The 22,380-nt window shown below is 54.5% G+C and carries 25 protein-coding genes; 17 read left to right on the top strand and 8 right to left on the bottom strand.

Going from position 1 to position 22,380, the window contains the following annotated elements:
• Positions 1 to 14: 14 nt before the first annotated feature.
• The 5 genes from OES20_10205 (at position 15) to OES20_10185 (ending at position 4,596) form a co-directional block, all read left to right on the top strand.
• Complete coding sequence (locus OES20_10205; GenBank protein ID MDH3635066.1) at positions 15 to 638, top strand: tetratricopeptide repeat protein; 624 nt, start codon at positions 15 to 17, stop codon at positions 636 to 638.
• Positions 635 to 1,786 (top strand): outer membrane protein assembly factor BamB, encoded by a 1,152-nt coding sequence (bamB, locus tag OES20_10200; protein ID MDH3635065.1) that lies wholly within the window; start codon positions 635 to 637, stop codon positions 1,784 to 1,786. Before OES20_10205 ends, bamB begins: the two co-directional genes overlap by 4 nt.
• Complete coding sequence (gene der / locus OES20_10195) at positions 1,783 to 3,132, top strand: ribosome biogenesis GTPase Der (GenBank protein MDH3635064.1); 1,350 nt, start codon at positions 1,783 to 1,785, stop codon at positions 3,130 to 3,132. Before bamB ends, der begins: the two co-directional genes overlap by 4 nt.
• 67 nt (positions 3,133 to 3,199) lie before the next feature.
• Positions 3,200 to 3,922: an AAA family ATPase gene (locus tag OES20_10190; GenBank protein MDH3635063.1), complete on the top strand. Its 723-nt coding sequence runs from the start codon at positions 3,200 to 3,202 to the stop codon at positions 3,920 to 3,922.
• Positions 3,923 to 4,020: 98 nt separating this feature from the next.
• The gene (locus OES20_10185; GenBank protein ID MDH3635062.1) at positions 4,021 to 4,596 is read left to right on the top strand and encodes a YfaZ family outer membrane protein; all 576 of its coding nucleotides are present in this window, start codon (positions 4,021 to 4,023) and stop codon (positions 4,594 to 4,596) included.
• Here the strand turns inward: OES20_10185 and OES20_10180 are convergent.
• Positions 4,593 to 5,399, bottom strand: a complete 807-nt coding sequence (locus OES20_10180; GenBank protein ID MDH3635061.1) for a peptidoglycan DD-metalloendopeptidase family protein — start codon at positions 5,397 to 5,399, stop codon at positions 4,593 to 4,595. The genes OES20_10185 and OES20_10180 overlap by 4 nt on opposite strands.
• Positions 5,400 to 5,545: 146 nt before the next feature.
• Here OES20_10180 and OES20_10175 point away from each other — a divergent pair, with 146 nt between their 5' ends.
• Positions 5,546 to 6,373: a metallophosphoesterase family protein gene (locus OES20_10175; GenBank protein ID MDH3635060.1), complete on the top strand. Its 828-nt coding sequence runs from the start codon at positions 5,546 to 5,548 to the stop codon at positions 6,371 to 6,373.
• 428 nt (positions 6,374 to 6,801) lie between these two features.
• Here the strand turns inward: OES20_10175 and cysZ are convergent, their stop codons facing one another.
• Complete coding sequence (cysZ, locus tag OES20_10170) at positions 6,802 to 7,542, bottom strand: sulfate transporter CysZ (protein ID MDH3635059.1); 741 nt, start codon at positions 7,540 to 7,542, stop codon at positions 6,802 to 6,804.
• Between the two features lie 12 nt (positions 7,543 to 7,554).
• Positions 7,555 to 7,944, bottom strand: a complete 390-nt coding sequence (gene queF / locus OES20_10165; GenBank protein ID MDH3635058.1) for a preQ(1) synthase — start codon at positions 7,942 to 7,944, stop codon at positions 7,555 to 7,557.
• Positions 7,945 to 8,113: 169 nt separating this feature from the next.
• Here queF and smc point away from each other — a divergent pair, with 169 nt between their 5' ends.
• From smc to OES20_10125, 8 genes are all read left to right on the top strand, one after another.
• Positions 8,114 to 11,620, top strand: a complete 3,507-nt coding sequence (gene smc, locus OES20_10160) for a chromosome segregation protein SMC (GenBank protein MDH3635057.1) — start codon at positions 8,114 to 8,116, stop codon at positions 11,618 to 11,620.
• On the top strand, positions 11,620 to 12,330 hold the full coding sequence (locus OES20_10155; protein ID MDH3635056.1) for a hypothetical protein: 711 nt from the start codon (positions 11,620 to 11,622) through the stop codon (positions 12,328 to 12,330). The genes smc and OES20_10155 overlap by 1 nt, the downstream gene beginning before the upstream one ends.
• Positions 12,331 to 12,347: 17 nt before the next feature.
• Positions 12,348 to 14,369, top strand: coding sequence for an NAD-dependent DNA ligase LigA (gene ligA / locus OES20_10150; protein ID MDH3635055.1), 2,022 nt, complete (start codon positions 12,348 to 12,350; stop codon positions 14,367 to 14,369).
• 2 nt (positions 14,370 to 14,371) lie between these two features.
• On the top strand, positions 14,372 to 14,731 hold the full coding sequence (locus OES20_10145) for a hypothetical protein (GenBank protein ID MDH3635054.1): 360 nt from the start codon (positions 14,372 to 14,374) through the stop codon (positions 14,729 to 14,731).
• Entirely contained in the window at positions 14,724 to 15,116 is a 393-nt protein-coding gene (gene msrB / locus OES20_10140) for a peptide-methionine (R)-S-oxide reductase MsrB (GenBank protein MDH3635053.1), read from the top strand. Before OES20_10145 ends, msrB begins: the two co-directional genes overlap by 8 nt.
• The gene (gene cyaY / locus OES20_10135) at positions 15,109 to 15,432 is read left to right on the top strand and encodes an iron donor protein CyaY (GenBank protein MDH3635052.1); all 324 of its coding nucleotides are present in this window, start codon (positions 15,109 to 15,111) and stop codon (positions 15,430 to 15,432) included. Before msrB ends, cyaY begins: the two co-directional genes overlap by 8 nt.
• Positions 15,433 to 15,599: 167 nt before the next feature.
• Positions 15,600 to 16,130, top strand: a complete 531-nt coding sequence (locus OES20_10130) for a hypothetical protein (GenBank protein MDH3635051.1) — start codon at positions 15,600 to 15,602, stop codon at positions 16,128 to 16,130.
• Positions 16,131 to 16,145: 15 nt separating this feature from the next.
• Positions 16,146 to 16,628, top strand: a complete 483-nt coding sequence (locus OES20_10125; GenBank protein MDH3635050.1) for a YajQ family cyclic di-GMP-binding protein — start codon at positions 16,146 to 16,148, stop codon at positions 16,626 to 16,628.
• Positions 16,629 to 16,658: 30 nt separating this feature from the next.
• Here OES20_10125 and OES20_10120 read toward each other — a convergent pair whose 3' ends face one another.
• Entirely contained in the window at positions 16,659 to 17,360 is a 702-nt protein-coding gene (locus tag OES20_10120; GenBank protein ID MDH3635049.1) for a class I SAM-dependent methyltransferase, read from the bottom strand.
• Entirely contained in the window at positions 17,360 to 17,578 is a 219-nt protein-coding gene (locus OES20_10115; protein MDH3635048.1) for a SlyX family protein, read from the bottom strand. The genes OES20_10120 and OES20_10115 overlap by 1 nt, the downstream gene beginning before the upstream one ends.
• Positions 17,579 to 17,730: 152 nt before the next feature.
• On the opposite strand from OES20_10115, the gene OES20_10110 reads away from it, so the two are divergent.
• The gene (locus OES20_10110) at positions 17,731 to 18,240 is read left to right on the top strand and encodes a sigma D regulator (protein MDH3635047.1); all 510 of its coding nucleotides are present in this window, start codon (positions 17,731 to 17,733) and stop codon (positions 18,238 to 18,240) included.
• Positions 18,241 to 18,387: 147 nt separating this feature from the next.
• On the opposite strand, the gene OES20_10105 is transcribed toward OES20_10110, so the two are convergent.
• Both OES20_10105 and OES20_10100 read right to left on the bottom strand, forming a co-directional pair.
• A complete protein-coding gene (locus OES20_10105) occupies positions 18,388 to 18,687 on the bottom strand; it encodes a YciI family protein (protein ID MDH3635046.1) in 300 nt (99 codons plus the stop codon).
• On the bottom strand, positions 18,687 to 19,337 hold the full coding sequence (locus OES20_10100; GenBank protein ID MDH3635045.1) for a septation protein A: 651 nt from the start codon (positions 19,335 to 19,337) through the stop codon (positions 18,687 to 18,689). Before OES20_10100 ends, OES20_10105 begins: the two co-directional genes overlap by 1 nt.
• A 116-nt stretch (positions 19,338 to 19,453) precedes the next feature.
• Here OES20_10100 and OES20_10095 point away from each other — a divergent pair, with 116 nt between their 5' ends.
• Complete coding sequence (locus tag OES20_10095) at positions 19,454 to 20,311, top strand: sulfotransferase (GenBank protein ID MDH3635044.1); 858 nt, start codon at positions 19,454 to 19,456, stop codon at positions 20,309 to 20,311.
• Positions 20,312 to 20,459: 148 nt separating this feature from the next.
• On the opposite strand, the gene OES20_10090 is transcribed toward OES20_10095, so the two are convergent.
• Positions 20,460 to 21,431 carry a porin gene (locus OES20_10090; protein MDH3635043.1) on the bottom strand — a complete coding sequence of 324 codons (972 nt, stop codon included), beginning with the start codon at positions 21,429 to 21,431 and terminating at the stop codon, positions 20,460 to 20,462.
• Positions 21,432 to 21,744: 313 nt separating this feature from the next.
• Here OES20_10090 and OES20_10085 point away from each other — a divergent pair, with 313 nt between their 5' ends.
• On the top strand, positions 21,745 to 22,365 hold the full coding sequence (locus OES20_10085; protein MDH3635042.1) for an L-threonylcarbamoyladenylate synthase: 621 nt from the start codon (positions 21,745 to 21,747) through the stop codon (positions 22,363 to 22,365).
• Positions 22,366 to 22,380: the final 15 nt, after the last annotated feature.

The raw sequence follows: 22,380 nt of genomic DNA, 5'->3' as shown, positions 1-22,380 counted from the left end.
ACAAGAGGGCATCAATGGAAACTGAAGAAGAACAGGTCGAAAGACTAAAGGCCTGGCTTAAGGAAAACGGGATATCGATCGTTTTGGGCATAATTATTGGTGTTGGCGGTATTGGTGGATATAACTACTGGATGCACGTGCAGGAAACCACCGCGGCCGAAGCCTCCAGTCATTTCGCCCAAATGATGGAAGCGCTGTCAGCCGGTAACAACGAAGTCGTGCTGGAGCAGGCCGATACGCTGCTTTCAGATTATGAATCGACCGATTACGCGATGATGGCACAGTTGGCGCTTGCAAAAAGTTATGTTGCAAACGGCGAGTACGAAAAGGCCGAGTCAGCTTTGCAACAGGTCGTGGGCAGTGCCGCCCAGCAGCCACTGGCCTTCGTAGCGCGCACGCGCCTTGCGACTGTGCAGATTCAAACCGGTCGATATGAGAATGCATTGACCTCGTTGTCGATCGACTTTCCGGAAGAGTTTGCCGCGATCGTCAACGAGTTACGCGGTGATGTTTACGCGCTGCAGGGTAAATCAGCAGAAGCGATCGAGGCTTATCGTAAAGCCCAGACCGCTCAACCCCAACCAGCCAACGTTGAGTTTCTGCGACAAAAACTGAATGACCTCGGAGGTAAGGGTTGAAATCAACCAGCAAGCTAGGTGCACTGTTACTGGTGTCGATGCTTACTGCCTGCTCGACTGATAAGGATAACAGTGAGCCCCCGGCACCATTAACCGACATCGAGGCAGAGCTTCCCCTGAGCCTGAACTGGAAGCTTGATACCCGCGCGGCCAGTAATGAAGCTGCCTATCGGCTGCGGCCACTTATCATTGGGGACCGCGCCTACACGATTGACACCAGCGGTATGATTGCCAGTGTCGATGTCGCCACCGGACAGAAGCTCTGGGACTATGCGACCGAACTGTTATCTTTGAGCGGACTCAGTGGAAACGAAAATCTGCTTATCGCGACCTCAGGGGATGGGGATGTAGCCGCTTTTCGGTTTTTGGAAAACGGGCTCGAGCCGCTTTGGAAAATCCGTATCGGTAGCGAAATCAGATCGACCCCGGCGGTCGATGGAGACCAGGTTTTCGTGCGCAGCGTCGATGGTAAGTTACGCAGCCTGTCGATTGTCGACGGCAGTGAGCAATGGGTAGTAGCGGGTCGGGTGCCAGCGTTATCGCTCACCGGCAATAGTGAACCCCTGGTCGACGCGCAACTTGTATATATGGGTTTCGATGATGGCAAATTGATCGCGTACGAGCGCCGCAGTGGTAAAACGAGATGGGAATCAACCATCAGCCTCCCCAGCGGGCGCACTGAAGTCGAGCGCCTGGTCGATCTGGATGGTCGCTTCGTGATACGTAATGGCGTTATTTACGTGGCCTCGTTTCAGGGTCGCCTGGCGGCGGTCGTGGCGGCCAATGGGGATTTACTCTGGTCGCGCGATTTTTCCAGCTTCCAGCCAATCGCAATCGATGACAACGCGATTTATTTAACCGCGGACAATAGCGATTTGTGGTCAATCGACAGGCGCACCGGATCGGCGTTCTGGAAACAGGATGTTTTGCACGCCCGAAAGATTACTGCCCCGGCGATTTTAGATGACAAAGTGGTGGTCGCCGATCTCGATGGCTATATACACTGGTTCGATGCGGCAGACGGCAAACTGGTCGCCAGGATACAGGCGACAAGCAACCGAAATTATGTTCAGCCGCTGATCTGGCAACAGTCAGTGCTTGCACTTGACGGGAACGGTTTTCTGTCCTCGATATCGCTGCAGCAATGATTCCCGTCATCGCGTTGATCGGTCGCCCGAATGTCGGCAAGTCAACGCTTTTCAATGTTTTTACCCGCAGTCGAGACGCTATTGTCGCGAATGAACCGGGTTTGACGCGTGATCGCCAGTACGGTGTTGGCGAACGAGCCGACAAAACCTTTATCGTCATCGACACGGGTGGATTAAGTGGTGAAAAGCAGGACCTCGATGACTTGATGGCCAGGCAAACGCGGCTCGCTATCGACGAGGCCGACGAAATTCTGTTTATCGTTGACGCCCAGCAGGGTTTATCCAGCGGCGATCAATTGATCGCCGACCTGGTTCGCAAATCAGGCAAATCATGCCGGATAGTCGTCAACAAGGTTGACGGCTCGGATCCGGAGCAGGCGCAGGCTGAATTTTTTGCACTCGGATTTGAACATGTGCATCTGATTTCAGCCGCACATCGCAAGGGAACCGTGAATCTGCTCGACGAACTGCTGCAAGCCTACGCACCGCATACGGTGACTGAAGATACTGGAGGAGGTCCCCTGGTGGCCGTCATCGGTCGTCCCAATGTCGGTAAGTCAACCCTGATAAACCGGCTTGTGGGCGAGGAACGTGTCGTTACCTTCGACCAGCCCGGCACGACACGAGACACCATTTCGGTGCCATTTGAGCGCCACGGAAAACACTACACCCTGATCGATACCGCCGGTGTTCGACGACGCGGAAAAGTACACCAGGCAATTGAAAAGTTCAGTGTCATCAAGGCGCTGGAGGCGATCGAAAAGTCCCAGGTTGTTATACTCGTCGTCGACGCGCAGGAGGGTTTGACAGACCAGGATTTGACCCTGCTGGGGTACGTGCTCAACAGTGGGCGCGCCCTGGTCATTGCGATCAATAAATGGGACGGTCTGGATGCGGATCAACGCGAACATAATCGCAGCGCCTTGCAACGCAGACTCGGTTTTGTTTCTTTTGCCGCGCAGCATTTTATTTCCGCCAGGCATGGCACCGGCGTCGGTGACCTGATGGCGGCAGTGGACCAAGCATACGCCTCGGCATTTATTGATATCAATACGCGCTACCTTACCGATCTACTCGAAGAAGCTGTGTTTAAGCACAATCCGCCGCTACACCACGGTCGACGCGTAAAGTTGCGTTATGCCCACCAGGGTGGACGCAATCCCCCGGTTATTGTAATTCATGGCAACCAGACCCGGCATCTCCCGGATTCCTATCAGCGCTACCTGGTAAACTTTTTTATTTCCAGGCTCAAGCTTAAAGGTACCCCCGTGCGCCTTGAATTGAAGTCGGGCAGTAATCCATTTTCGACCAAAAAGCGTCCAAAACATCACGCTGGTCGAAAATAATCGAATAAAACAGGCGAATTCCGCAAAAAAACCAGAAAAACGGCGGATCCGGCATAGACTTTGATGTATGGGCCTGCAAAGAATACTTGTCACTAATGCAAAAGGCGGGTGTGGGAAGACCACGCTTGCTACCAACATCGCTTCCCACTATGCGCACCAGGGGAAAACCGTACGCCTGTTTGATCACGATCCCCAGGGTTCGTCGCTGGCCTGGATCAAGCGGCGAACGGATTCCTCGGCCCCGATCACCGGAATCGATGCTTCCAGGAACGCCGATCACCGCTTGACACGCTCCTGGCAATTGCGGATTCCCCCGGAAACGGACGTCGCGATTGTCGACTCGCCAGCGGGGTCCGATATTACTGAGCTGGTGTCCTTATTTCAGCAAAACGACTCGGTTTTGATTCCGGTGTTACCGTCGCCGATTGACATTCATGCCACCGCATACTTCATCAAGGCCCTGTTGACCACCGGCCGAGTGCGTAAAAAAATGATTCGGCTCGCCGTGGTTGCCAACCGTGTACGAAAAAACACCCTGATGTATCATTCCCTGGAACGTTTCCTGTTCAGTCTTAACATCCCGTTTATTTCGAGCCTTCGAGACACGCAGCTTTACGCAAAGGCAATCGAAGTGGGGCTTGGCGTGCAGGAAATCCGGACCTCGCGCAACGGCACCGACAAGGAACAGTGGGCGCCGATATTTCGCTGGCTGGATACACCGGTTGTTGTCGAAAGCGATCCCGTCACCCCGCTATTCAATCAAGTCGAGCCTTCATCTTCGTTACCTTAGATACGCCCGTGTAAACTAGTTCAATTATTGGATTTTCGACGCGCACCGGCGTGAAGCCCTGTGCTATCATGGCGCGATTTTTCAGCCATGGCCCAATAATGAAATTGAATCGTTTTACCTGCCTTTGCTTGCTCGGTATAGTCTGCCTTTCCACCGCGAGCGCCAGTGATTTCGAAGCTGCGCTCAGTTCAGAAACTGCACAGTTCACCTTTCGCTCGGACTCGAGCCTGATCGGTTGGGGTGGTTCCGACTTCGGGCTCGGATTGTTTTATAACGAAGACAGCGACTTTGTTGCGCATGCAAGCCTGATGCAGATGCGCCAGGCCTCTGAAGAGGCTCCACTCACCTTCGGTGTTGGTGTCAAGGTTTACCTTGGTGTGCTCGATGATATCGATCAGGATGTTCTTGCCCTCGGAATCGGTGGCGAAATTCGCTATACGATACCCGGAACCATGCCGATGGCGGTCTATTTGCGCGGAAATTTCGCACCTGAGATCACGAGTTTCCTGGACGCTGAAGAAGTGCTTGATTACGAGTTAGGATTTCAGATCGAAGCCTTGCCGCAAACGTTCGCTTTCGTAGGCATCAGGCATCTCGAGTTTGATACCGACGACGATAGTGATTATGAGGCTGATGACGACAATCTCCATTTAGGAGTGCGCCTGACTTTCTAGTTGTCGGATGGCAGGAATAGCGACGGGTCTATCCAGTTGCCGTTTAAACCGAGGCTCCAGTGCAAGTGCGGGCCGGTAACCCGACCGGTGGCACCAACCTTGCCGATTATCTGACCTTTCTCGACCTGCTCGCCAAGGCTGACGTTGATTTCACTCAGGTGGGCAAACATCGAGATTAATCCCTGCCCGTGATCGATATAAACCAGGTTGCCGCTGAAAAAGAAATCACCCATTTCGATGACCTTGCCCGCACTGGGGGCAAGTACCGGGGTTCCCTGGTTGGCCGCGATATCCATACCACTATGCGGCCTGCGTTTCTGACCATTGAAGACCCTGCGCTTGCCAAAACTACCCGTGCGAATACCCTCGACAGGGAGCAGAAAATCCACATCGACGTCAATCATCGAAAAATGATTGCGCGCTTTTTGTTTACGCGCTTTTTCGGCAAGAATCCGTTCCATATCGCTGGCATAGGGATCGACCTTGCGCTTATCGGTTATCGTGATATGTTGGGTGGTGTATTGTTTTTGCACAACCTTGAAAAACTTTTTCGAAACCTGGCTGGCACCGCGCCTTTCGATAAAGTGTTCTCCCGGCGAGAGACTCAGGGGTAAACCAACCAGAGCCGCGGATTTACCCCCGATTTTTGTTATCAACACTGGTTTATTCCGAAAGCGGTAACCGGAATCTTTGCCGGGTTCAAGATTAATGATAGCGAGGCCACCCGGAACCAGTGACTGTCGGGGCAAGGCTTGCGCAGACAATGCGAACAACAGTGATAAAACCAGCAGTAAAAAACGCAAACCTGATTTCCGAAATAATAGAGAATACGCGAGCAAGTATGCGAACTTTTGCACCGGGGTCAAGGTCCTAACAATGCCCACTATATTATTGAGGGTCGCTCCACGGCCCAGGCTTCATAATTGTTTAACCTGAGGTATTTACGGGTATGGTAGATCTCGGAAACATTTCCGCGAAAGCGCTTATTTTTGGCGGCCCCTATAGTAATCTTCAGGCGACGGTTGCAATGCAGGCACGCGCTAAAGAACTTGAGATTCCGGCCGGTCGTGTTGTCTGTACCGGGGATATCGTCGCCTACTGTGCCGAGCCGGCTGAAACGATCGACCTCATTCAATCCTGGGGTATACACGTGGTTATGGGTAACTGCGAGGAATCGCTGGCATTCAGTGAGCAGGATTGCGGTTGCGGTTTTGAACCGGGTAGTAGCTGCTCTACTCTGGCCGTGACCTGGTATCAATATGCCGATCGCCGCGTGACCGTGGCGCAGCGACGCTGGATGCAGAAGCTGCCACGCAGCATCGAGTTCGAGATGTCTGGAACACGATTCAAAACAGTACACGCAAGCTTGCCCAGCATTAACGAGTTCGTATTTGCCTCGAGTGATACCGCCGCCAAGCTGTCACAGATCAGGGAAGCCGGTGTCGACGCGATAATTGGCGGGCATGCGGGAATTCCGTTCGGACAGCGCATCGATGACAAGTATTGGCTCAATGCCGGGGTCATCGGAATGCCGGCCAACGATGCCGGAGCCCACGGCTGGTATATGCTGATCGAACCGGTTGATGACGGCGTGGACATCAGCTGGCATCGGCTCGATTACGACTATGCGACCAGCCAGCAATCAACCAAGGCAGCGGGAATGCACGAATACGGCGAGGCCCTCGGTACCGGCCTGTGGCCGAGCATCGATATTCTCCCCGAAACCGAGGCGCAGCAAACCGGCCACCCCCTGAACCTGCCACCCCTTCACATCTAGCGCTACCCCTGTGCAGGCGGAATACTTACAGCCGCGTAATAAGATCTGAACTGGCTTGCCAGCATTCCAGTAATCGGTGTGACCACCGGTTTCTTCTTGCGGGAGCGCCGTAAATACGTCCGTGTAGGCTCGCGGTGCGACATCCCTGTCGCACAGCGTCCCGCAAGAAGAAACCGGTAGTCACACCTCGATAGTAAGCTGTCTCGGCATAAGAATCGCAAAAGTGTAGCGCGGCAGGGATGCCGCGCTCCAAGCGATTCCATGGATGGACCAACCGGCGCTTGCGCCGGTTGGGAGCGCCTTTTGCGACCCTTATGCCGAGACAGCTGGGGATTGATCTAGCAGGTCGAGGCTCAAGATAGGCCATGTCAAAGCAAGTAACCGATAGCGGTACCGATCGAAGGAACAAGTTTTAAAGGGGGTAAATCTCAGGTTTTGACAGGTGCGTTGGATTGGAGTTGTTCGACCCAGAGCAGGGTGGCGCCCGCGACCGCGACCGGCATGGCGAAGAAATTGATGATCGGGATACTGGTCATGATCATGACCGCGCCGCCGAAGCCGAGCGCGATTCCACGCCGTTCGCCCAAACGTTTTTTCTGCTCCGCAAACACGAGATCGTGGTTACCCATCGGGTAATCGAAATACTCCAGCGACAGCAGCCATGAACCAAACACGATCCATAACACCGGGGCAACCAGGTTGACCACCGGTATCAGGCTTACGAGGAAAAGTCCCAGCGCCCAGAACATGATGTAGACCAGCTTGCGTAACTGGGAGCCAATGGCGTCGATTGCCATGCGCGTGAAACTGATTTCGGATGAAACCGCTTTTCCCGTCAGCTCTATTTCGATTTTTTCCGCCATCAGGGCATTGAATGGCGCGGCGACAATGTTAGCTACCGGGGTAAAGCTGAAAAAGACAATTATCGCCGCCAGCACGCCGAAAAAGATCCAGATCAGCCACGCGATAAAGTCAAGGAACCCGGGAACGAACGACATTAGCCATTCAACAAAGAGATTAAACTGGTTGTATCCATACCAGACCAGCGCGCCGAACAGCAGCAGGTTGATCATTAGCGGCACGACCACGTAAATACGAACGCCGGGTTTGTTGAGCAAGCCCAGCGCCCGCGCCAGTGCCTGTGTGCCCCGCGTGATATCGGCAAGCATCGACCGTCACCCTCAGGCCAGATCGACCGGTTCGGGAGCCTGCCAGCCCGCGGCGTGATGTTCGGCGACGATGCGGGTATAAACCCCGCCCCGCACGTTAAACTCGGCATTAATGCGCATAAATCGCGGTGCAATCGCCGCCACCAGGTCTGACAGGATTTTATTGGTCACAGCCTCGTGAAACGCACCGTGGTCGCGATAGGACCAGAAATAAAGCTTCAACGCCTTTAATTCAAGGCATAGCCGGTCAGGTACGTACTGTATCTCGATGCTGGCAAAGTCGGGCTGCCCGGTCAGCGGGCACAAACAGGTGAATTCGGGCGTATCGATATGAATTGTGTAGTCGCGTTCAGGATTTGGATTCTCAAAAGTGTCCAGCTCGCTGGAGGGCTGAGTACTCATATTATTTCTCGCAGGTTAAACGGCTCGGGTCAGCGCAACTGATTCCGGGGCGCGCCATTATATATCTCTATCCGCAATAGGCAATTAATTGAAGGGTTTTACTGTTGCCAGATAACGCAAATGATATACTCTGCTCGCAAAAAATTTTACCCGGGAATCCCTCGCACAGATGCGTCTCAATCAGATTAAAATCGCCGGCTTCAAGTCGTTTGTCGACCCAAGCAAGATCGTGTTTCCGGCAAACGTAACCGGCATCGTCGGCCCCAACGGCTGCGGTAAATCCAATGTAATCGATGCGGTGCGCTGGGTGATGGGCGAGTCTTCGGCCAGAAATTTACGCGGCGAATCGATGGAAGACGTGATATTCAGCGGTTCGTCGAGCCGTCAGCCGGTAGGCCAGGCCTCGGTAGAGCTGGTTTTCGACAATTCCGACGGCCGGGTGAAGGGTGAGTACGCCAAGTACAATGAAATATCGGTAAAACGCCTCAGCACCCGTGTCGGCAAGTCCAAGTATTTCCTCAACAACACGCGCTGTCGACGTCGCGATATCGCCGATATTTTTCTTGGCACCGGGCTAGGGCCCCGCAGCTACTCGATTATCGAGCAAGGTATGGTCAGCCGCGTCATCGACGCCAAGCCGGATGAACTGCGGGTCTATCTCGAAGAGGCCGCTGGCATCTCCAAGTACAAGGAGCGGCGGCGCGAAACCGAAACCCGAATTCGACATACGCGCGAGAACCTGGATCGACTTATCGATTTGATCGACGAGATCGACAAGCAACTCTCGCGACTTGACCGTCAGGCGAAGGCTGCGGCGAAGTACAAGCGGTTAAAACAGGATCAGCGCCGGCTAGAAGCCGAGAGTCTGCTGCTGCAAAAACAGGTTTTTGATGCGGAAATCGAGACCCAGCGGCGCGAGCTTGCCGGGGCTGAAACGGACATGGAAAAGCGTACTGCGGACCTGCGTGAAACCGAACGTGAGATCGAGCAGGGACGACAGAAACTGGCTGAAGCCAGTGAGCAATTGAACCGGGTCCAGGGACAGTTTTACAAACTCGGCGCAGAGATTTCGAGCAAGGAACAGGCGATCGAACACCAGAAGAATTTGCGCCAACGCGGACGCCAGGAACTGGACAGCCTGGAACAGTCCTTAAAGGATGCGGGCAAGGTACTTGCCGATGATGCCGCCAGGCTCGAGCAGCTGGAACTGAAGCTAGCCGATATTACGCCAGAACTCGAATCCAGCAATCAGAATCTCGAGCAACAGCAGGCAGCGGCTACGCAGGCGGAAGAAAAAATGCACGAGTGGCAGGAATTGTGGGATCAGTTCCGACGTGAATTCCACCAGGTTCACGAGTCTGCGCAGATCGAAAACCGCGGGATCGAGCATATCGAACGCCAGGTGCAGCGTACCGACCAGCAGCGTTTGCGCCTGCAGAGTGAGCTGGATACTCTCGACGCCTCCGAAGCCGTTCAGGAAATCGATCAGCTTGAATCCGGTGTCGAGGCCAGCGCGCAGGAATATGCCGCAACGACCTCGCAGGCCCAGGCTCGAGCCGAAGATATCCAGGCCTTGCGCGGCAGTTGCGAAGAATCGGCCAACCAGCTTGACGAACTACGCAACCGGGTGCAAACCATGCGCGGACGCTTGAGTTCACTGGAAGCGCTGCAGCAACATGCGCTTTCCGAAACCAGCGCGGAGGTCAAACAGTGGCTTGAACAAAATCAGATCGATTCAACGCATCGCCTGACCAGCCTGCTGAAGCTGAAGGGCGATATAGGCAGGGCAGTCGAAGTGGTCCTGTCGCCTTTTCTCGGGGCTTATTGCACGTCTACCGGCGAACCTGTGCCCGATGCATCCGTACCTAACCATAGTGTGGCCGTATTCGACCGTGACCCGGTGCCGGCTCGCAGCGGTGACCGTGATTGGCCGAAACTTTCAGATTATATCGAGTGTGATGTCGATCTGTCGGCCATTCTGGACGGGATTTACCTGTGCAGGGATCAGCAGGACCTGCGCGACAAGCGAAGCCAGCTGAAGGCCGGCGAAAGCCTGGTTACGGCGCAGGGGCTCTGGGCCGGTGGTAACTGGATATTGCAACAGGGTGAAGAGGACCAGCATGCGGGTACGCTTGCACGGGCGCAGGAGATCGATTCGATTCGTGCGCAGCTGGAGCAGATAACGCAGGCGGCGACGACCTTGAAATCCCACTACGATGGTGATCGGCAGCGCTTGCAAGTTCTCGAGCAGGAATGGGACGGCGATCAGAAATCACTGGCCACTGTGCAGCAGCATTTATCCGAACTGCGCCAGCGGCTCAGTAACCGGAAAAGCGAGGCTGAGCAGGTACAAAGCAGGCGCCAGCAGTTACATACCGAGCTGGCTGAGCTCGAGGAACAAAAGCTTGGACACACCAACGAACTGCAATCGAATAGCGCCAAGCGTAACGAGTTTCTCGAGCAGATTGCCCAGATGACGGAACTCGAAGAGGGGCTGCAGGCGCAAAAAACAAGCCGGCAGCAGCAGTTGACTGCAACCCGGAATGCGCTGCAGCAGGCGCTTGAAAGCGCGCATCAGCAGCAGATCCGGCAGCAGGCACTGGAGGCGGAGCAGCGCGCCACGCGTTCGAATATCGAGCGCATCGAGCAACAGAAAAACCAGTTTGATCAACGAGTGGGGGAACTCGAAGACCTCATGAACAGTGATGTCGATCCCATCGCGGAGCAGGAGACCGCGCTCCAGGAGCTGCTGAAGTTGCGCAACCAGAATGAACAGGAACTGGGTCGCGCGCAGCAGGCCGTTAGTGAACTGGATAACCGGCAACGCGAACTTGAAACCGAACGTAACACTCGTCAGCAGCATGTCGATGACTTTCGTAATCAACTGGAACAGGAACGTTTGCAGCTTCAGGAAGCGAGCATCCGCTGTAATACGATCGAGGAACAATTGCAGAAGACCGGGCAGGATGTTGCTGCTTTACAGCAGGATCTCGAGCCCGAGGCCGATTTAGATGAATGGAGCTTGCGTCTCGAAAAGTTGAACAAGCGTATCGACCGCCTGGGCCCGATCAATCTCGCGGCAATCGAAGAGCAAAAGGAACAGGCCGAACGAAAACAGTATCTGGACGCGCAGCACCAGGATTTGATTTCGGCACTGGAAACACTCGAGGACGCGATCAGGAAAATAGACAGGGAAACCCGGGATCGTTTCAAGACTACATTCGAGCAGGTTAACAGTCGCCTGGTTGAGCGTTTCCCCAAACTGTTCGGAGGTGGCGAAGCGCATCTCGAGATGACCGAAAACGATTTGCTTAACACGGGTGTGCAAATCATGGCGCGACCGCCGGGAAAACGCATTACCAACCTGCAGCTGTTATCGGGGGGCGAAAAGGCACTCACCGCGGTAGCATTGATTTTCGCGATTTTCGAGCTCAATCCGTCACCTTTTTGCATGCTGGACGAGGTTGATGCACCACTCGACGATGCCAATGTCGGGCGTTTTTGCACGATGGTTATGGAAATGTCCGAGCAGGTACAGTTCATCATAATCACGCACAACAAGATAACCATGGAAATGACCCAGGGTCTGAATGGTGTAACCATGCACGAACCCGGGGTATCACGACTGGTCTCGGTCGATGTCGGCGAAGCGGTGGTTCTAGCCGGGGTTCAGTAATGGATACAAGCACCTTTAGATGGGTACTGATCGTTATCGCGATTTTGGTGGGGATTGGGGTCTATCTTTTCGGCGTGCACCAGGCGCGATTGCGTAAACGCAGTTCGATCGAGACATTCACCCGCGAGGAGGTCGATTCGGCATTTGTCGAAGACGAGCAGCTGCGTTTCGAAATGAACAACCTTAACCAGATTCTAACCGAGAACGAGGTTGACGAAGACCTCGAAGAAATCCAGATTAATCCTGCCAGGGAAGTACCAAAACCCCCCTTTGCATCGCCAGATGCCGAGATATTTGTGCCGACGATGATCAAATCCAGGGATGAAGACAGTTTGATCAGTTACCACCTCAGGTTTGAAGATTTTCGCCTGATTACCGGTGAGGAAGCCGATGCAGCCGTGCAGGAGACGGGTCTGGAACTGAATACCGAGGGTTTGCTCGAGTTTCGCGAGGAAGGAGAGGTCTGTTTCCAGGTGGCCAGCCTTAGCGATCCGGGTCATTTTAACGAGATCGAAAAGCTTGATTTTGCAACCCTGGGATTCAATTGTTTCATCGATCTTGAAACCTGTGAACATCCGCGTCTTGCGTATGAATCGATGCTGAAAAAAATCGATGAGCTGGTGCGCTTAATGAATGTCAAGGTATACCTGCCGAACCAGGACCTGCTGATGATCAGCGACATCACCCGTGATCGTGAAAAACTGGCCTAGCTTTCAGGCCCCCAGACATGTCGATTCCCAAAGCCACCAGGACCGAAGCAGCGGAACTCCGCCAGTCCCTGTCCGAGCATAACTACCGTTACTATGTCCTGGATGCCCCGGTGATTACCGACCAGGCTTACGACCGGATGTTTCGACGCTTACAGGAGCTCGAGCGTGAGTATCCTGAACTGGTTACCCGGGATTCACCGACCCAGCGAGTGGGTTCTGAACCAGCGAGCCACTTCGAAACGGTTACGCATGAAGTTGCGATGCTATCGCTCGATAATGCTTTTGACGAGACGGAAATGCTGGCATTCGATCGCCGCCTGCGCGAGAAACTGGATCACGATTCAGAGCTGAGCTATTGCGCCGAGCCCAAGCTGGACGGTCTTGCGGTCAGCCTGCTATACGCAAAAGGCGAACTGGTGCGTGCGGCGACCCGCGGAGACGGGCGCAGCGGTGAAAACATTACCGCGAATGCGCGCACTATAGCCTCGATCCCGTTACGTTTGATGGGTGAACATCTGCCCCGACGGATCGAGATTCGCGGTGAAGTCTACATGGAACTGGCGGGCTTTGCCGAACTCAATCGCAGCCAGCAACAGGCGGGTGGCAAGGTTTTCGCAAATCCCCGAAATGCCGCTGCCGGCAGCCTGCGCCTGCTGGATTCGCGCATAACCGCGAGTCGTCCGTTAACGTTTTGCAGCTATGGTATTGGTGTCTGTGACGGGGCTGAACTGCCTCCGGGTCAATACCAGCAAATGCAGTACCTGCGCGGTATCGGGATTCCGATTAGTCGTCAGATCGAACAGCTTGACTCGATAAGCGAATGTATCGACTACTATCAACGCATCCTCGAAGAGCGTGACAGGCTTGCGTATGATATCGATGGCGTCGTGTTCAAGCTTGATAGTATCGAGCAGCAGCGCGAGGCCGGTTTTGTATCCCGCGCACCTCGCTGGGCGATCGCCTACAAGTTCCCGGCACAGGAAGTCATGACGCGCTTGCTCGATGTTGATTTCCAGGTTGGGCGAACGGGTGCGTTGACGCCGGTAGCAAGGCTGGAGCCGGTCGCCGTTGGCGGGGTAATGGTGAGCAATGCGACCCTGCACAACATGGACGAGATCGAGCGCAAGGATATCCGCATCGGCGATATCGTCATCGTGCGCCGGGCCGGAGATGTTATTCCTGAAATCGTGGGCCCGGTACCGCAGCAGCGCAAAGGCAAGTTAAAGCGGCCACGAATGCCGTCCCGGTGCCCGGTTTGCGATTCGGAGGTTCTGCAGCAGCACGGTCAGGCGGCGTATCGCTGTATGGGCGGCCTGGTTTGTGCGGCACAACGCAGGGAAGCCATCAAGCATTACGCTTCGCGCAAGGCGATGGATATCGAAGGGCTCGGAGACAAGCTGGTCGAACAAATGGTCGAGCAGGGATTGATCGAGTCGGTCGCTGACCTTTATAAGCTGGAACTTGAGCAGATTGCAGGTCTCGAGCGCATGGCGGAAAAATCGGCAGCTAACCTGTTGCAGGCGCTCGAGAAAACCAGGGCTACCAGCCTGGCGCGGTTTATTTATGCGCTCGGGATACGCGAGGTTGGCGAGGCCACCGCCGAGGCGCTGGCCAGTCACTTCGGTGAACTCGACGCGATCATGGATGCGGATTTTGAAACGCTGCAGCAGGTCGAAGACGTGGGGCCGGTGGTTGCAGAAAATATAAGACACTTTTTTGACCAGCAGAGAAACCGGGATATCATCAACGAGTTACTGGACCAGGGTATTACCTGGCCAGAAGTCGACCTTTCACGACAGCAGTTGGCGCAAGTCCTGGCCGGGAAAACCTACGTCATCAGCGGAACCCTCGATGGCTACAGTCGCGACCAGGCAGCGAGCCTGCTGAAAGCGCGTGGTGCCCGCGTGAGCAGCAGTGTCTCTTCGAAAACAACCGCGCTGATAGCGGGAGAAAGTCCAGGCTCCAAGCTTGCGAAGGCCGAGGCCCTGGGTGTCGAAATTCTGAACCAGGCCGGATTCGAACAACTGCTGGAGGATTAGCCATGATACTTGACGAAGCGCAGATGGCCACACTTAAAAAATATACTTACGCGGTATATATTCTGCAGGCGCTGTCCTTTGTTACCTTGATTACGCCGATCATTGGAGTGATCATCAACTACATCAAGGATGACGATGTGCGTGGCGGCTGGCTTGAATCGCACTTTAACTGGCAAAAGGCAACCTTCTGGTATGGTCTGCTGTGGACGGTTCTGGGCGTGTTAACCACCCCGATTCTGATCGGTTACGGGGTGCTCGCGGTCGTGACGATCTGGTTGATTTACCGCATCGCCCGCGGCTGGATCTACCTGGTCGACGGTAAGGAAATGTATCTGCCAACAACGGGAGAGGAACATGAATGATGATGAGAAATGGCGTAGCAAGCTTACCGCCGAGGAATACCGCGTGTGCCGGGAAAAGGGCACCGAGCCACCCTTCAGCGGCGAATACAATGACAACCACCAGAGCGGAAAGTATCGATGCAAATGCTGCGGTGAGGCCTTGTTCGAGTCGGGCAATAAATTCGATTCGGGATCGGGTTGGCCTTCGTTCGACCGGCCGGCATCAGCAGAGACGATTCGTGAGGAAGTGGACCTGAGTCACGGCATGCGCCGTGTCGAGGTCATGTGCGATCGCTGTGGTTGCCACCTGGGGCATCTGTTTGAGGACGGTCCGCGGGAAAGTACCGGAATGCGTTACTGTATCAACTCGCTGTCACTCGATTTCGAGGCCACTGGAGATGAATGAGTCGGATTTCAATCAGCTTGCCGAAAACACCATGACCGCGATCGAGGAGGCAATCGACGATTGCGGGGTCGACATCGATTACGACAGTGCCGGTGGCATCCTGACGCTTGAATTTGCCAATCGCAGCCAGATTATCATCAACAAGCAAACCCCGCTGTCGCAGATCTGGGTCGCCGCGCGCTCGGGCGGTTACCACTTCGATTACGATGCCAAGGACCAATGCTGGCGCCTGCAGGGAGACGGCGACGAACTGTTTAGCTGTCTCGGTCGATACTGCAGTGAACAGGCCGGTGAAACCGTAAAGCTCGACGGTTGATTTGCGGGTGCTTGACCTGACCTTGTTCTGCTTCGATATCCGATTACTCGAAGGATTGTCTGTTCACGTCAGGCCGATAAAGATCCGTGACGCCGGCCCTACCAGGAGGCCTCGATCACCGGATTGTAGATTTTATTCATCAAGCCCTGACAGCTCGTGGTGAGGTCGTGGCGGCAGCAAAAGAAAGCAGCGTATTAGAGCGTCTGGTCAGGTATTTTGTGTTCGCGTTCGCGGCGGCGCTGGTTTACATTTTTATCGATTTTACGTTTGATCTGCGCCCGCCACGGGTGCACAGTTCCTACCAGTTCAAGCTGACCGAATTGCCACAGGACCAGGCCCTAATCTTGCGCCAGGATAACCTTTCGGTGCTCGTGATACGGCGCTCGGCAGAGACCATTGCTGCGCTTGGCCAGGACCTGTCACGATTGCAGGATCCCGAATCGGAGCGCAGTCACCAGCCCGAATTTGCGACCAACCTGTTGCGCTCGAGGCATCCGGAGTATTTCGTCGGCTATGCGATTGGCACCGACCTTGGCTGCAGTCTTGAAGTAAGTGCCTCCACTGTCAAAGAGACCTGTAGTCAGGCACGCTATGATTTCGCCGGCAGGGCACTGCTCGGTGATAATAAGTTTTTGAATCTTGCAGTCCCGGATTATACTTTTAGCGATAATTTCAATATCTTGACCATCAGACCCTGACCACGAGAATCAGCCATGCCTTCTTTTGACGTTGTTTCGGAAATCGACCACCACGAGCTTAAAAATGCACTGGACCAGGCCAATCGCGAGATCGGCACCCGCTATGACTTTAAAGGCTCGGGTGCGAAAATTGAACAGTCACAGAACGATCTCACCCTCGAAGCCGAGTCAGAATTCCAGGTAAAACAGATGGTCCCGATACTGAAGGAAAAAATGTCTAAACGCGGAATCGACGTCGATTGCCTCGAGTTTGCCGATATCGTCGAAATGAATAAACGAGCCCGGCAGCAGGTGAAAGTCAGGGAGGGGTTGGACAAGGACCTGGCGCGCAAGATGGTCAAGCTGGTCAAGGACAGCAAGCTCAAGGTACAGGTAGCAATTCAGGGTGAGCAACTCAGGGTCAGCGGTAAAAAGCGTGATGATTTGCAGCAGGTCATGCAGATCCTGCGTGAAGCGGGGCTTGGTATTCCTTTGCAGTTCAATAATTTCCGTGACTGAAACCGGGCCCGGTCGGACCGCTCGAAATCGCTACGCGGTAAGGTAAACATCGAATCGAATCGTTTTTTCTCGATAGGTCATGTCGGGTTTTAGGCTGTCGAGACTGCCCGCTTTCGCCGGGCGCTTAACCACCACTCGCTTGTGCGCCTTGCCGAGTGCCTGCTCGAAACAGGACTCGATGCCCAGGTTGCCGGTCATGGCCTGCAGGATTTGCATTTCCTTGGATGGCTTGGCCCCGGACTTGTGACCCGGGAACATCGGGTCAAGGTAAATGCAGTCGATGTCGTGGTCATTGTTCAGCCTGCCCAGGAAATCGCGTGCGTCGCTATTTTCAATCGTCATTTGACGTGCAATCGCAGCGCCGGCCTCGACCGCGGCGAGTCGCTCGAGCGAATAGGCGACGATGGCAAACACCAGTGGATTCTGTTCCAGCATCGCGACCTGCTTGCCGTGGTGGGCGAGGGTCAGGCTATCCACGCCCCAACCGGCGGTCAGGTCGAGAATTTTTTTGATGCTGCGCTGCTTGTTGCTGCAGGCCTTGACAATGGCCTGGCCTGCCTGGCGGGACCTCGCGGGCAACGCTCCCGAGATAAAGCTGTGATGAAAGCGAAGTTGCGAGTTGACCAGGTTGATGTCGACACCGGTATCATCGGTTGCAATGATTAATTCCGAACTCGAGGCAGCCGCCAGGATATGCCGAATGTCCTGCTCCCTGTGTTCTGGATAAGCCATTAATAATGGGGCGGTTTCTCGAAGCCGGGATCGACGTCACTCGGCAGGTTGCTCTTCAGCGACCGCAGTTGAACCTCGAGCCGCTCGATATGGCTACCCAGGCGCGAGATTTCCTGTTCCTGCTGCGCAACCATGTTATTGAGGGTCTGGATCGTGTAGTCTTGCTCGGTATACAGGATCTCGAGACGATCCAGTTGGGCCTTAAGCTTTTCAGTCATGGAGATCCACTCTGCGGAAATCAGACGAGTTTAACAAAAATTAACCCGGCCAAATCATATAATGATGGTTTACCGAAGGCGAATTCAGCCGCATAATACGCACACCGTAGCTGATTGATTGTCATCCGGCAGTAGCACGAACGAGGTAACCCGTGAGCGAATCACAAATTGAAAAGATAGCCCAGATTGCCGAAAAAATTTCGGCGGAAGAAAACCGGCGTACCCGGCAAACGCAGACCATAAATAACCTTTTGCAGGAACGGCAACAGGTACTGGTATCGATGTGTGAACTGGCCGAACTGGAAACCGGAGAGGTGCCGCCCGACACGGTGATCCACAATCTTCGCAGTTTCAACCAGCGGCTGGTCGATTACACGGCGCTGGGTCATTTCGAGATCTATGAAAGAATCATTGACGGCAAGGAGCGACGCGGCAATATCAAGCGAGTTGCCGATCGTGTCTACCCGTTAATTTCAGATACGACGCAAGTCATTGTCGATTTCAATGACAAGTACGATGGCGTCGATGAACCGGAGAGCCTGGCTGACTTATATACCGACCTGTCCTCGATCGGCGAGGCGATGGCCGAACGCATCGAGTCCGAAGACATGCTGCTACGCGAAATCAGCGATAATCTCGAAAGCCCCAGTAAAGCTCTCTAGCCCAAGAGATTTCTAGCTAATACCTTCATTTCCACACGGGTAACGCCTGCAGGCTTCATCCTGGAAAACGTGCAGCAATTACCTGTGGCGGCGGCTCCATCGCGTACGCGGATTTGACGTATCGGGATGATCAACGACACGCACTGCCTAAGGCAGAACCCTTTTGAAGGGTTTTACGCTGACCGAGGCGTAGGCGCCGGACTTGATATAGGGATCATCGTCGGCCCAGGCCTGCGCGGCGGCCAGCGAATCGAATTCCGCGATAATAATACTGCCCGAGAAACCGGCATCGCCCGGGTCCTCGCTGTCGATGGCTGGATTCGGCCCGGCAATGATCAGCCTGCCCGCGTCACGCAGGGCATTCAGGCGTTCGACGTGTTCACTGCGCACCGCCATGCGGGCCGGCAGGCTGTTGGCGTTGTCGATCCCGACGATGCTGTAAAACATCAACTCACCTCCTTATCGCTATCGGGCATGTAACGCGCCAGGAAAAATGCTTGCGCGATGACGAACGCAATCGTCATGCCCATCAACCCGAACAATTTGAAATCGACCCAGGTATCCTCGCTGAATTGCAACCCGAACGGATCGATTTCAGGAGCAACAACCATGTTGGCAATCCCGGCGACGACAAAAAATCCGATCCAGGCCAGGTTCAACTGCACCCAGACGCGCTGCTCCTCGATCGTGATCGCGTGACCCATCATGCGTTGAATCAGAGGCTTGTCACCGATCAGGTGACTGCCCAGAAAGACCAGGGCAAACAGCCAGTTGATGGCAGTCGGTTTCCACTGAATAAAAACGGGGTCTTTGAGGGCCAGCGTTGCACCGCCGAAAACCAGCAGCAATGCCAAAGTAATAATCGGCATCCTTTCAACGCGCTTGACAATAATCGCCGCGAGCACGACCTGGATCACGGTGACGACAATCGCGGTCAGCGTGGCCAGGTAGATCGCGTCGCTGGATTCCCCTGGCGTCAGGCTCATTAATGGCACCCAGGCATTGATACCCAGGATGAACTCATCCGGCAAGTCCAGGTAGAACTTGTAGAGGATGAAAAAGAGCAGGATCGGCAGGAAATCGAAAAGTTGTTTCATGTAACCGGTAATCGTCTGAAGCAGCGCAGATTCTAACGTATAAACCGACACTTTGGTGACTAATTTAAGGCCCGATGATATGCTCTGCGTTCGTTTTTAAGCCCCCAAGATCAACCGTGGAAGCAAAGACATTTTTCTACCTCGCCGGCCTGCCGCGCACCGGCAGCACCGTGCTGGGCGAGATCCTGAACCAGAATCCCAGAATTCATGTCTCGCCCGCGTCGCCACTGAGTGATTTCATCAGCGAGATTTATTCCAAATGGCGTCTGGATGTGGTTACGTTGAAAGCGTACAAGCACCCGGATCAACTGCCTAATGTCTGGCGCGGTATTCGCGACGGCATGTACCAGCATCGCACGGAGCCCTATATCGTCGACAAGTCATGGGCCTGGCACATGAACGACGCGATCGATTCGACACGCAAAGTCCTCGGCGAAGAAATGAAGGTCATCTGCCCGGTCGATAATATCACCGATTGCCTCGCGTCTTTCATCATGTTGATCCGTACCAATCCGGACTATATATCCTACATCGACAATTACCTGCGTAACGAACGCCGAGAACTGTCCGATGCGAATCGATGCGAGGCATTGATGGACCCGAAAATCGGCACCAGCGTCGGCTGGTGTTACGACAACCTGAAGCAGACCTGGCAGGGCAAGAACCGCAAGAACCTGCTGCTGATCGAGCGCGCCGATATGGTGAGCGACCCGGACAGCGTGCTCGACAGGATTTACGATTTTCTCGGCATCCCTGAACTCAGGACCTGGGAAGACACCCAGACCCATTCCTTCGATCGAATCGAAAAGGAAATCGTCGAAAACGACGGCGCCGCCTATGGCATACCCGATTTACACAAGCTGGGTCCGAAGCTGCGCGATCGCACCTGGAAGGCCAAAGACGTGCTCGGCAACCAGCTGTTTTTCAAGTACAAGCGCCTGGAATTCTGGCGACCGAAAAAACGCAGTTTCTGACGATTTTCACGATCACCGGCCCGCCGCGGCGCGGGCGGCTAAATCCTGCGCCACGCCGTATCAAATAATCCACGTGAGCAACGCTCCCCGCCCAATAAAAAAGGGCTCCCGAAGGAGCCCTTTAGGTACTGCGTTACGAATCTTCTGCTTAGAGGATGTCGTACTTCAAAACAGCCATTACATGAGTCTTGTCGTCGTCCGAGTCACCGGTATCCGCGTCAAGGTTCCAGATCTCGTAGTACATGGTGGTGTTGCGACCCAGGCTTTGCGTGTAACCCAGAGTTAACCCAAGCACGTCCGCATCAGCTGCGTCGAGGCTGAGAGACTCGAGGTGAATGTAAGCATTACCGATACCCAGGTTGGCCGTCAAGCTGGAGTCGTCAGCCTGGCTCTGCAACATGAGAGCTAGTGACGCGTCGCCGAGCGAAATACCGCTAAGTGCCACGCCTACGATGTTATCGTCGCTGTCATCAGGATCGGTACCGATGCTACCCGCTTCGGTGGCTGCTGCCGCGGCAGCGCCAGCGCCGGCGTCATCTTCAGCAGTGGTCTTCACCCCGATACCCAGCGCCAGATCGCCGATCGGGAAAGTCACACCCAGTTCCATGCCATCCGGAGCATCTTCGCCGGTATCCAGGTTGGTGAAATATGCGGTGATACCGAAAGAGACCGCGCCTGCACTGTTCGAGTAGGTCAGCGCGTTATCGGTACGGTTCGTGTATGAAATCATGGCGTAACCAACGTGCCACCAGGGCAAGTCGATCGGGCCGACCACGTGGTTGTACCAGGTTTGTGCGCCCTGGCCCATGCGGATGTCGCCGAAGTCGCCTTTCAGGCCGACGTAACGATGACGTACGCTCAGAGACTCGGTGTTAGTCTCGTCGTTCAGGTCGACGTCCCACTCGTAACGACCGTATCCGGTCATGCCATTGCCGAGGTCGGTTTCGCCCTTGGCGCCGAAGCGGGATGAAAAGCTGCGCAGCTCGAGATCGCTCACGCCGCCCTCGTCAACATTCCAGATTCCGACGCGAGCCGAGGCATAAACGTCAGCTTGTACTGCGGCGGGAGCGGCAATGCTACCGGCTACGGCCATTGCGATTGCAGATGTTTTAAATTTCATGAGTAATTACCCTTAAGTCAGTTATAGTTTTGTGCCTAGGATATAAACCTTCTATGTTGGGTTTCGCGTAATGTATTGACCCAGATGGCTTATGTGCAACGATGATAGCCATAATTGGCACAATAGCAACCCTTTTTTTTGAAAAAAACAACAATTTTTGCCATTTGTTGCATAAATGTAACACAAATTAAACGATTTCTTCCCCGCTTGTTCAAAAATCCGCGCTAATCTATTGATTTAAATATCTTTTGAAACGTTGTTTTATTCCCACTGATTTCCTGTATTATCGCGCGGCTTGCACATAGGTATGGTCATGGCGCAATTTTTTGAAATACATCCGGACAACCCGCAGCGACGCCTGATTCAGCAGGCCGTGGCAATCATCGATCGCGGAGGCCTGGTGATCTATCCCACCGACTCAAGCTACGCGCTCGGTTGCCACATAGGTGACAAGGCCGCGATGGAACGCATCCAGCGCATAAGGCGTACCGACAACAAGCACCACTTCACGCTGGTCTGTAGCGACTTGTCCGAGATCGGCACTTATGCCAAGGTATCCAACTCGGATTACCGCCTGATGAAAACGCTGACCCCGGGGCCCTACACGTTCCTGCTCAAGGCAACCTCGGTCGTGCCGCGACGCCTGATGAACCCGAAACGTAAAACCATCGGCGTGCGCGTGCCCGATAACTATATCGTGCAGGCGATCCTGACGGAACTCGGACAGCCCATCATGAGTAGCACGCTGATTCCGCCGGGCGCGCAGCAGGCGCTGGACGATGCTGCCGAAATTCGCGAAATCTATGAACACGAGGTCGACCTGGTCATCGACGGCGGTTTCTGCGGTGTCGAGCCGACCACGGTCATCAGCCTGATCGACGGACAGCCTGAAATCCTGAGGCATGGGCGCGGCGAGATTTCGTTCCTGGAGTAGGGAGACAGGGCCGTT

It is taken from the genome of Gammaproteobacteria bacterium, from assembly GCA_029862005.1.
Lineage (GTDB): Bacteria > Pseudomonadota > Gammaproteobacteria.
The sequence above is the reverse complement of the archived record's forward strand: the minus strand, read 5'-3'. Positions and strand labels throughout refer to the sequence as shown.

Bases quoted from the DNA above. Each gene is read 5' to 3' on its own strand.
- OES20_10090 (MDH3635043.1), bottom strand. From the start codon at position 21,431: ATGAAATTTAAAACATCTGCAATCGCAATGGCCGTAGCCGGTAGCATT.
- OES20_10085 (MDH3635042.1), top strand. From the start codon at position 21,745: ATGGCGCAATTTTTTGAAATACATCCGGACAACCCGCAGCGACGCCTG.
- OES20_10115 (MDH3635048.1), bottom strand. From the start codon at position 17,578: ATGACTGAAAAGCTTAAGGCCCAACTGGATCGTCTCGAGATCCTGTAT.
- OES20_10175 (MDH3635060.1), top strand. From the start codon at position 5,546: ATGGTAGATCTCGGAAACATTTCCGCGAAAGCGCTTATTTTTGGCGGC.
- msrB (MDH3635053.1), top strand. From the start codon at position 14,724: ATGAATGATGATGAGAAATGGCGTAGCAAGCTTACCGCCGAGGAATAC.
- OES20_10120 (MDH3635049.1), bottom strand. From the start codon at position 17,360: ATGGCTTATCCAGAACACAGGGAGCAGGACATTCGGCATATCCTGGCG.
- cysZ (MDH3635059.1), bottom strand. From the start codon at position 7,542: ATGCTTGCCGATATCACGCGGGGCACACAGGCACTGGCGCGGGCGCTG.
- ligA (MDH3635055.1), top strand. From the start codon at position 12,348: ATGTCGATTCCCAAAGCCACCAGGACCGAAGCAGCGGAACTCCGCCAG.
- OES20_10145 (MDH3635054.1), top strand. From the start codon at position 14,372: ATGATACTTGACGAAGCGCAGATGGCCACACTTAAAAAATATACTTAC.
- cyaY (MDH3635052.1), top strand. From the start codon at position 15,109: ATGAATGAGTCGGATTTCAATCAGCTTGCCGAAAACACCATGACCGCG.
- OES20_10205 (MDH3635066.1), top strand. From the start codon at position 15: ATGGAAACTGAAGAAGAACAGGTCGAAAGACTAAAGGCCTGGCTTAAG.
- OES20_10105 (MDH3635046.1), bottom strand. From the start codon at position 18,687: ATGTTTTACAGCATCGTCGGGATCGACAACGCCAACAGCCTGCCGGCC.
- queF (MDH3635058.1), bottom strand. From the start codon at position 7,944: ATGAGTACTCAGCCCTCCAGCGAGCTGGACACTTTTGAGAATCCAAAT.
- OES20_10100 (MDH3635045.1), bottom strand. From the start codon at position 19,337: ATGAAACAACTTTTCGATTTCCTGCCGATCCTGCTCTTTTTCATCCTC.
- smc (MDH3635057.1), top strand. From the start codon at position 8,114: ATGCGTCTCAATCAGATTAAAATCGCCGGCTTCAAGTCGTTTGTCGAC.
- OES20_10185 (MDH3635062.1), top strand. From the start codon at position 4,021: ATGAAATTGAATCGTTTTACCTGCCTTTGCTTGCTCGGTATAGTCTGC.
- OES20_10155 (MDH3635056.1), top strand. From the start codon at position 11,620: ATGGATACAAGCACCTTTAGATGGGTACTGATCGTTATCGCGATTTTG.
- OES20_10190 (MDH3635063.1), top strand. From the start codon at position 3,200: ATGGGCCTGCAAAGAATACTTGTCACTAATGCAAAAGGCGGGTGTGGG.
- der (MDH3635064.1), top strand. From the start codon at position 1,783: ATGATTCCCGTCATCGCGTTGATCGGTCGCCCGAATGTCGGCAAGTCA.
- OES20_10125 (MDH3635050.1), top strand. From the start codon at position 16,146: ATGCCTTCTTTTGACGTTGTTTCGGAAATCGACCACCACGAGCTTAAA.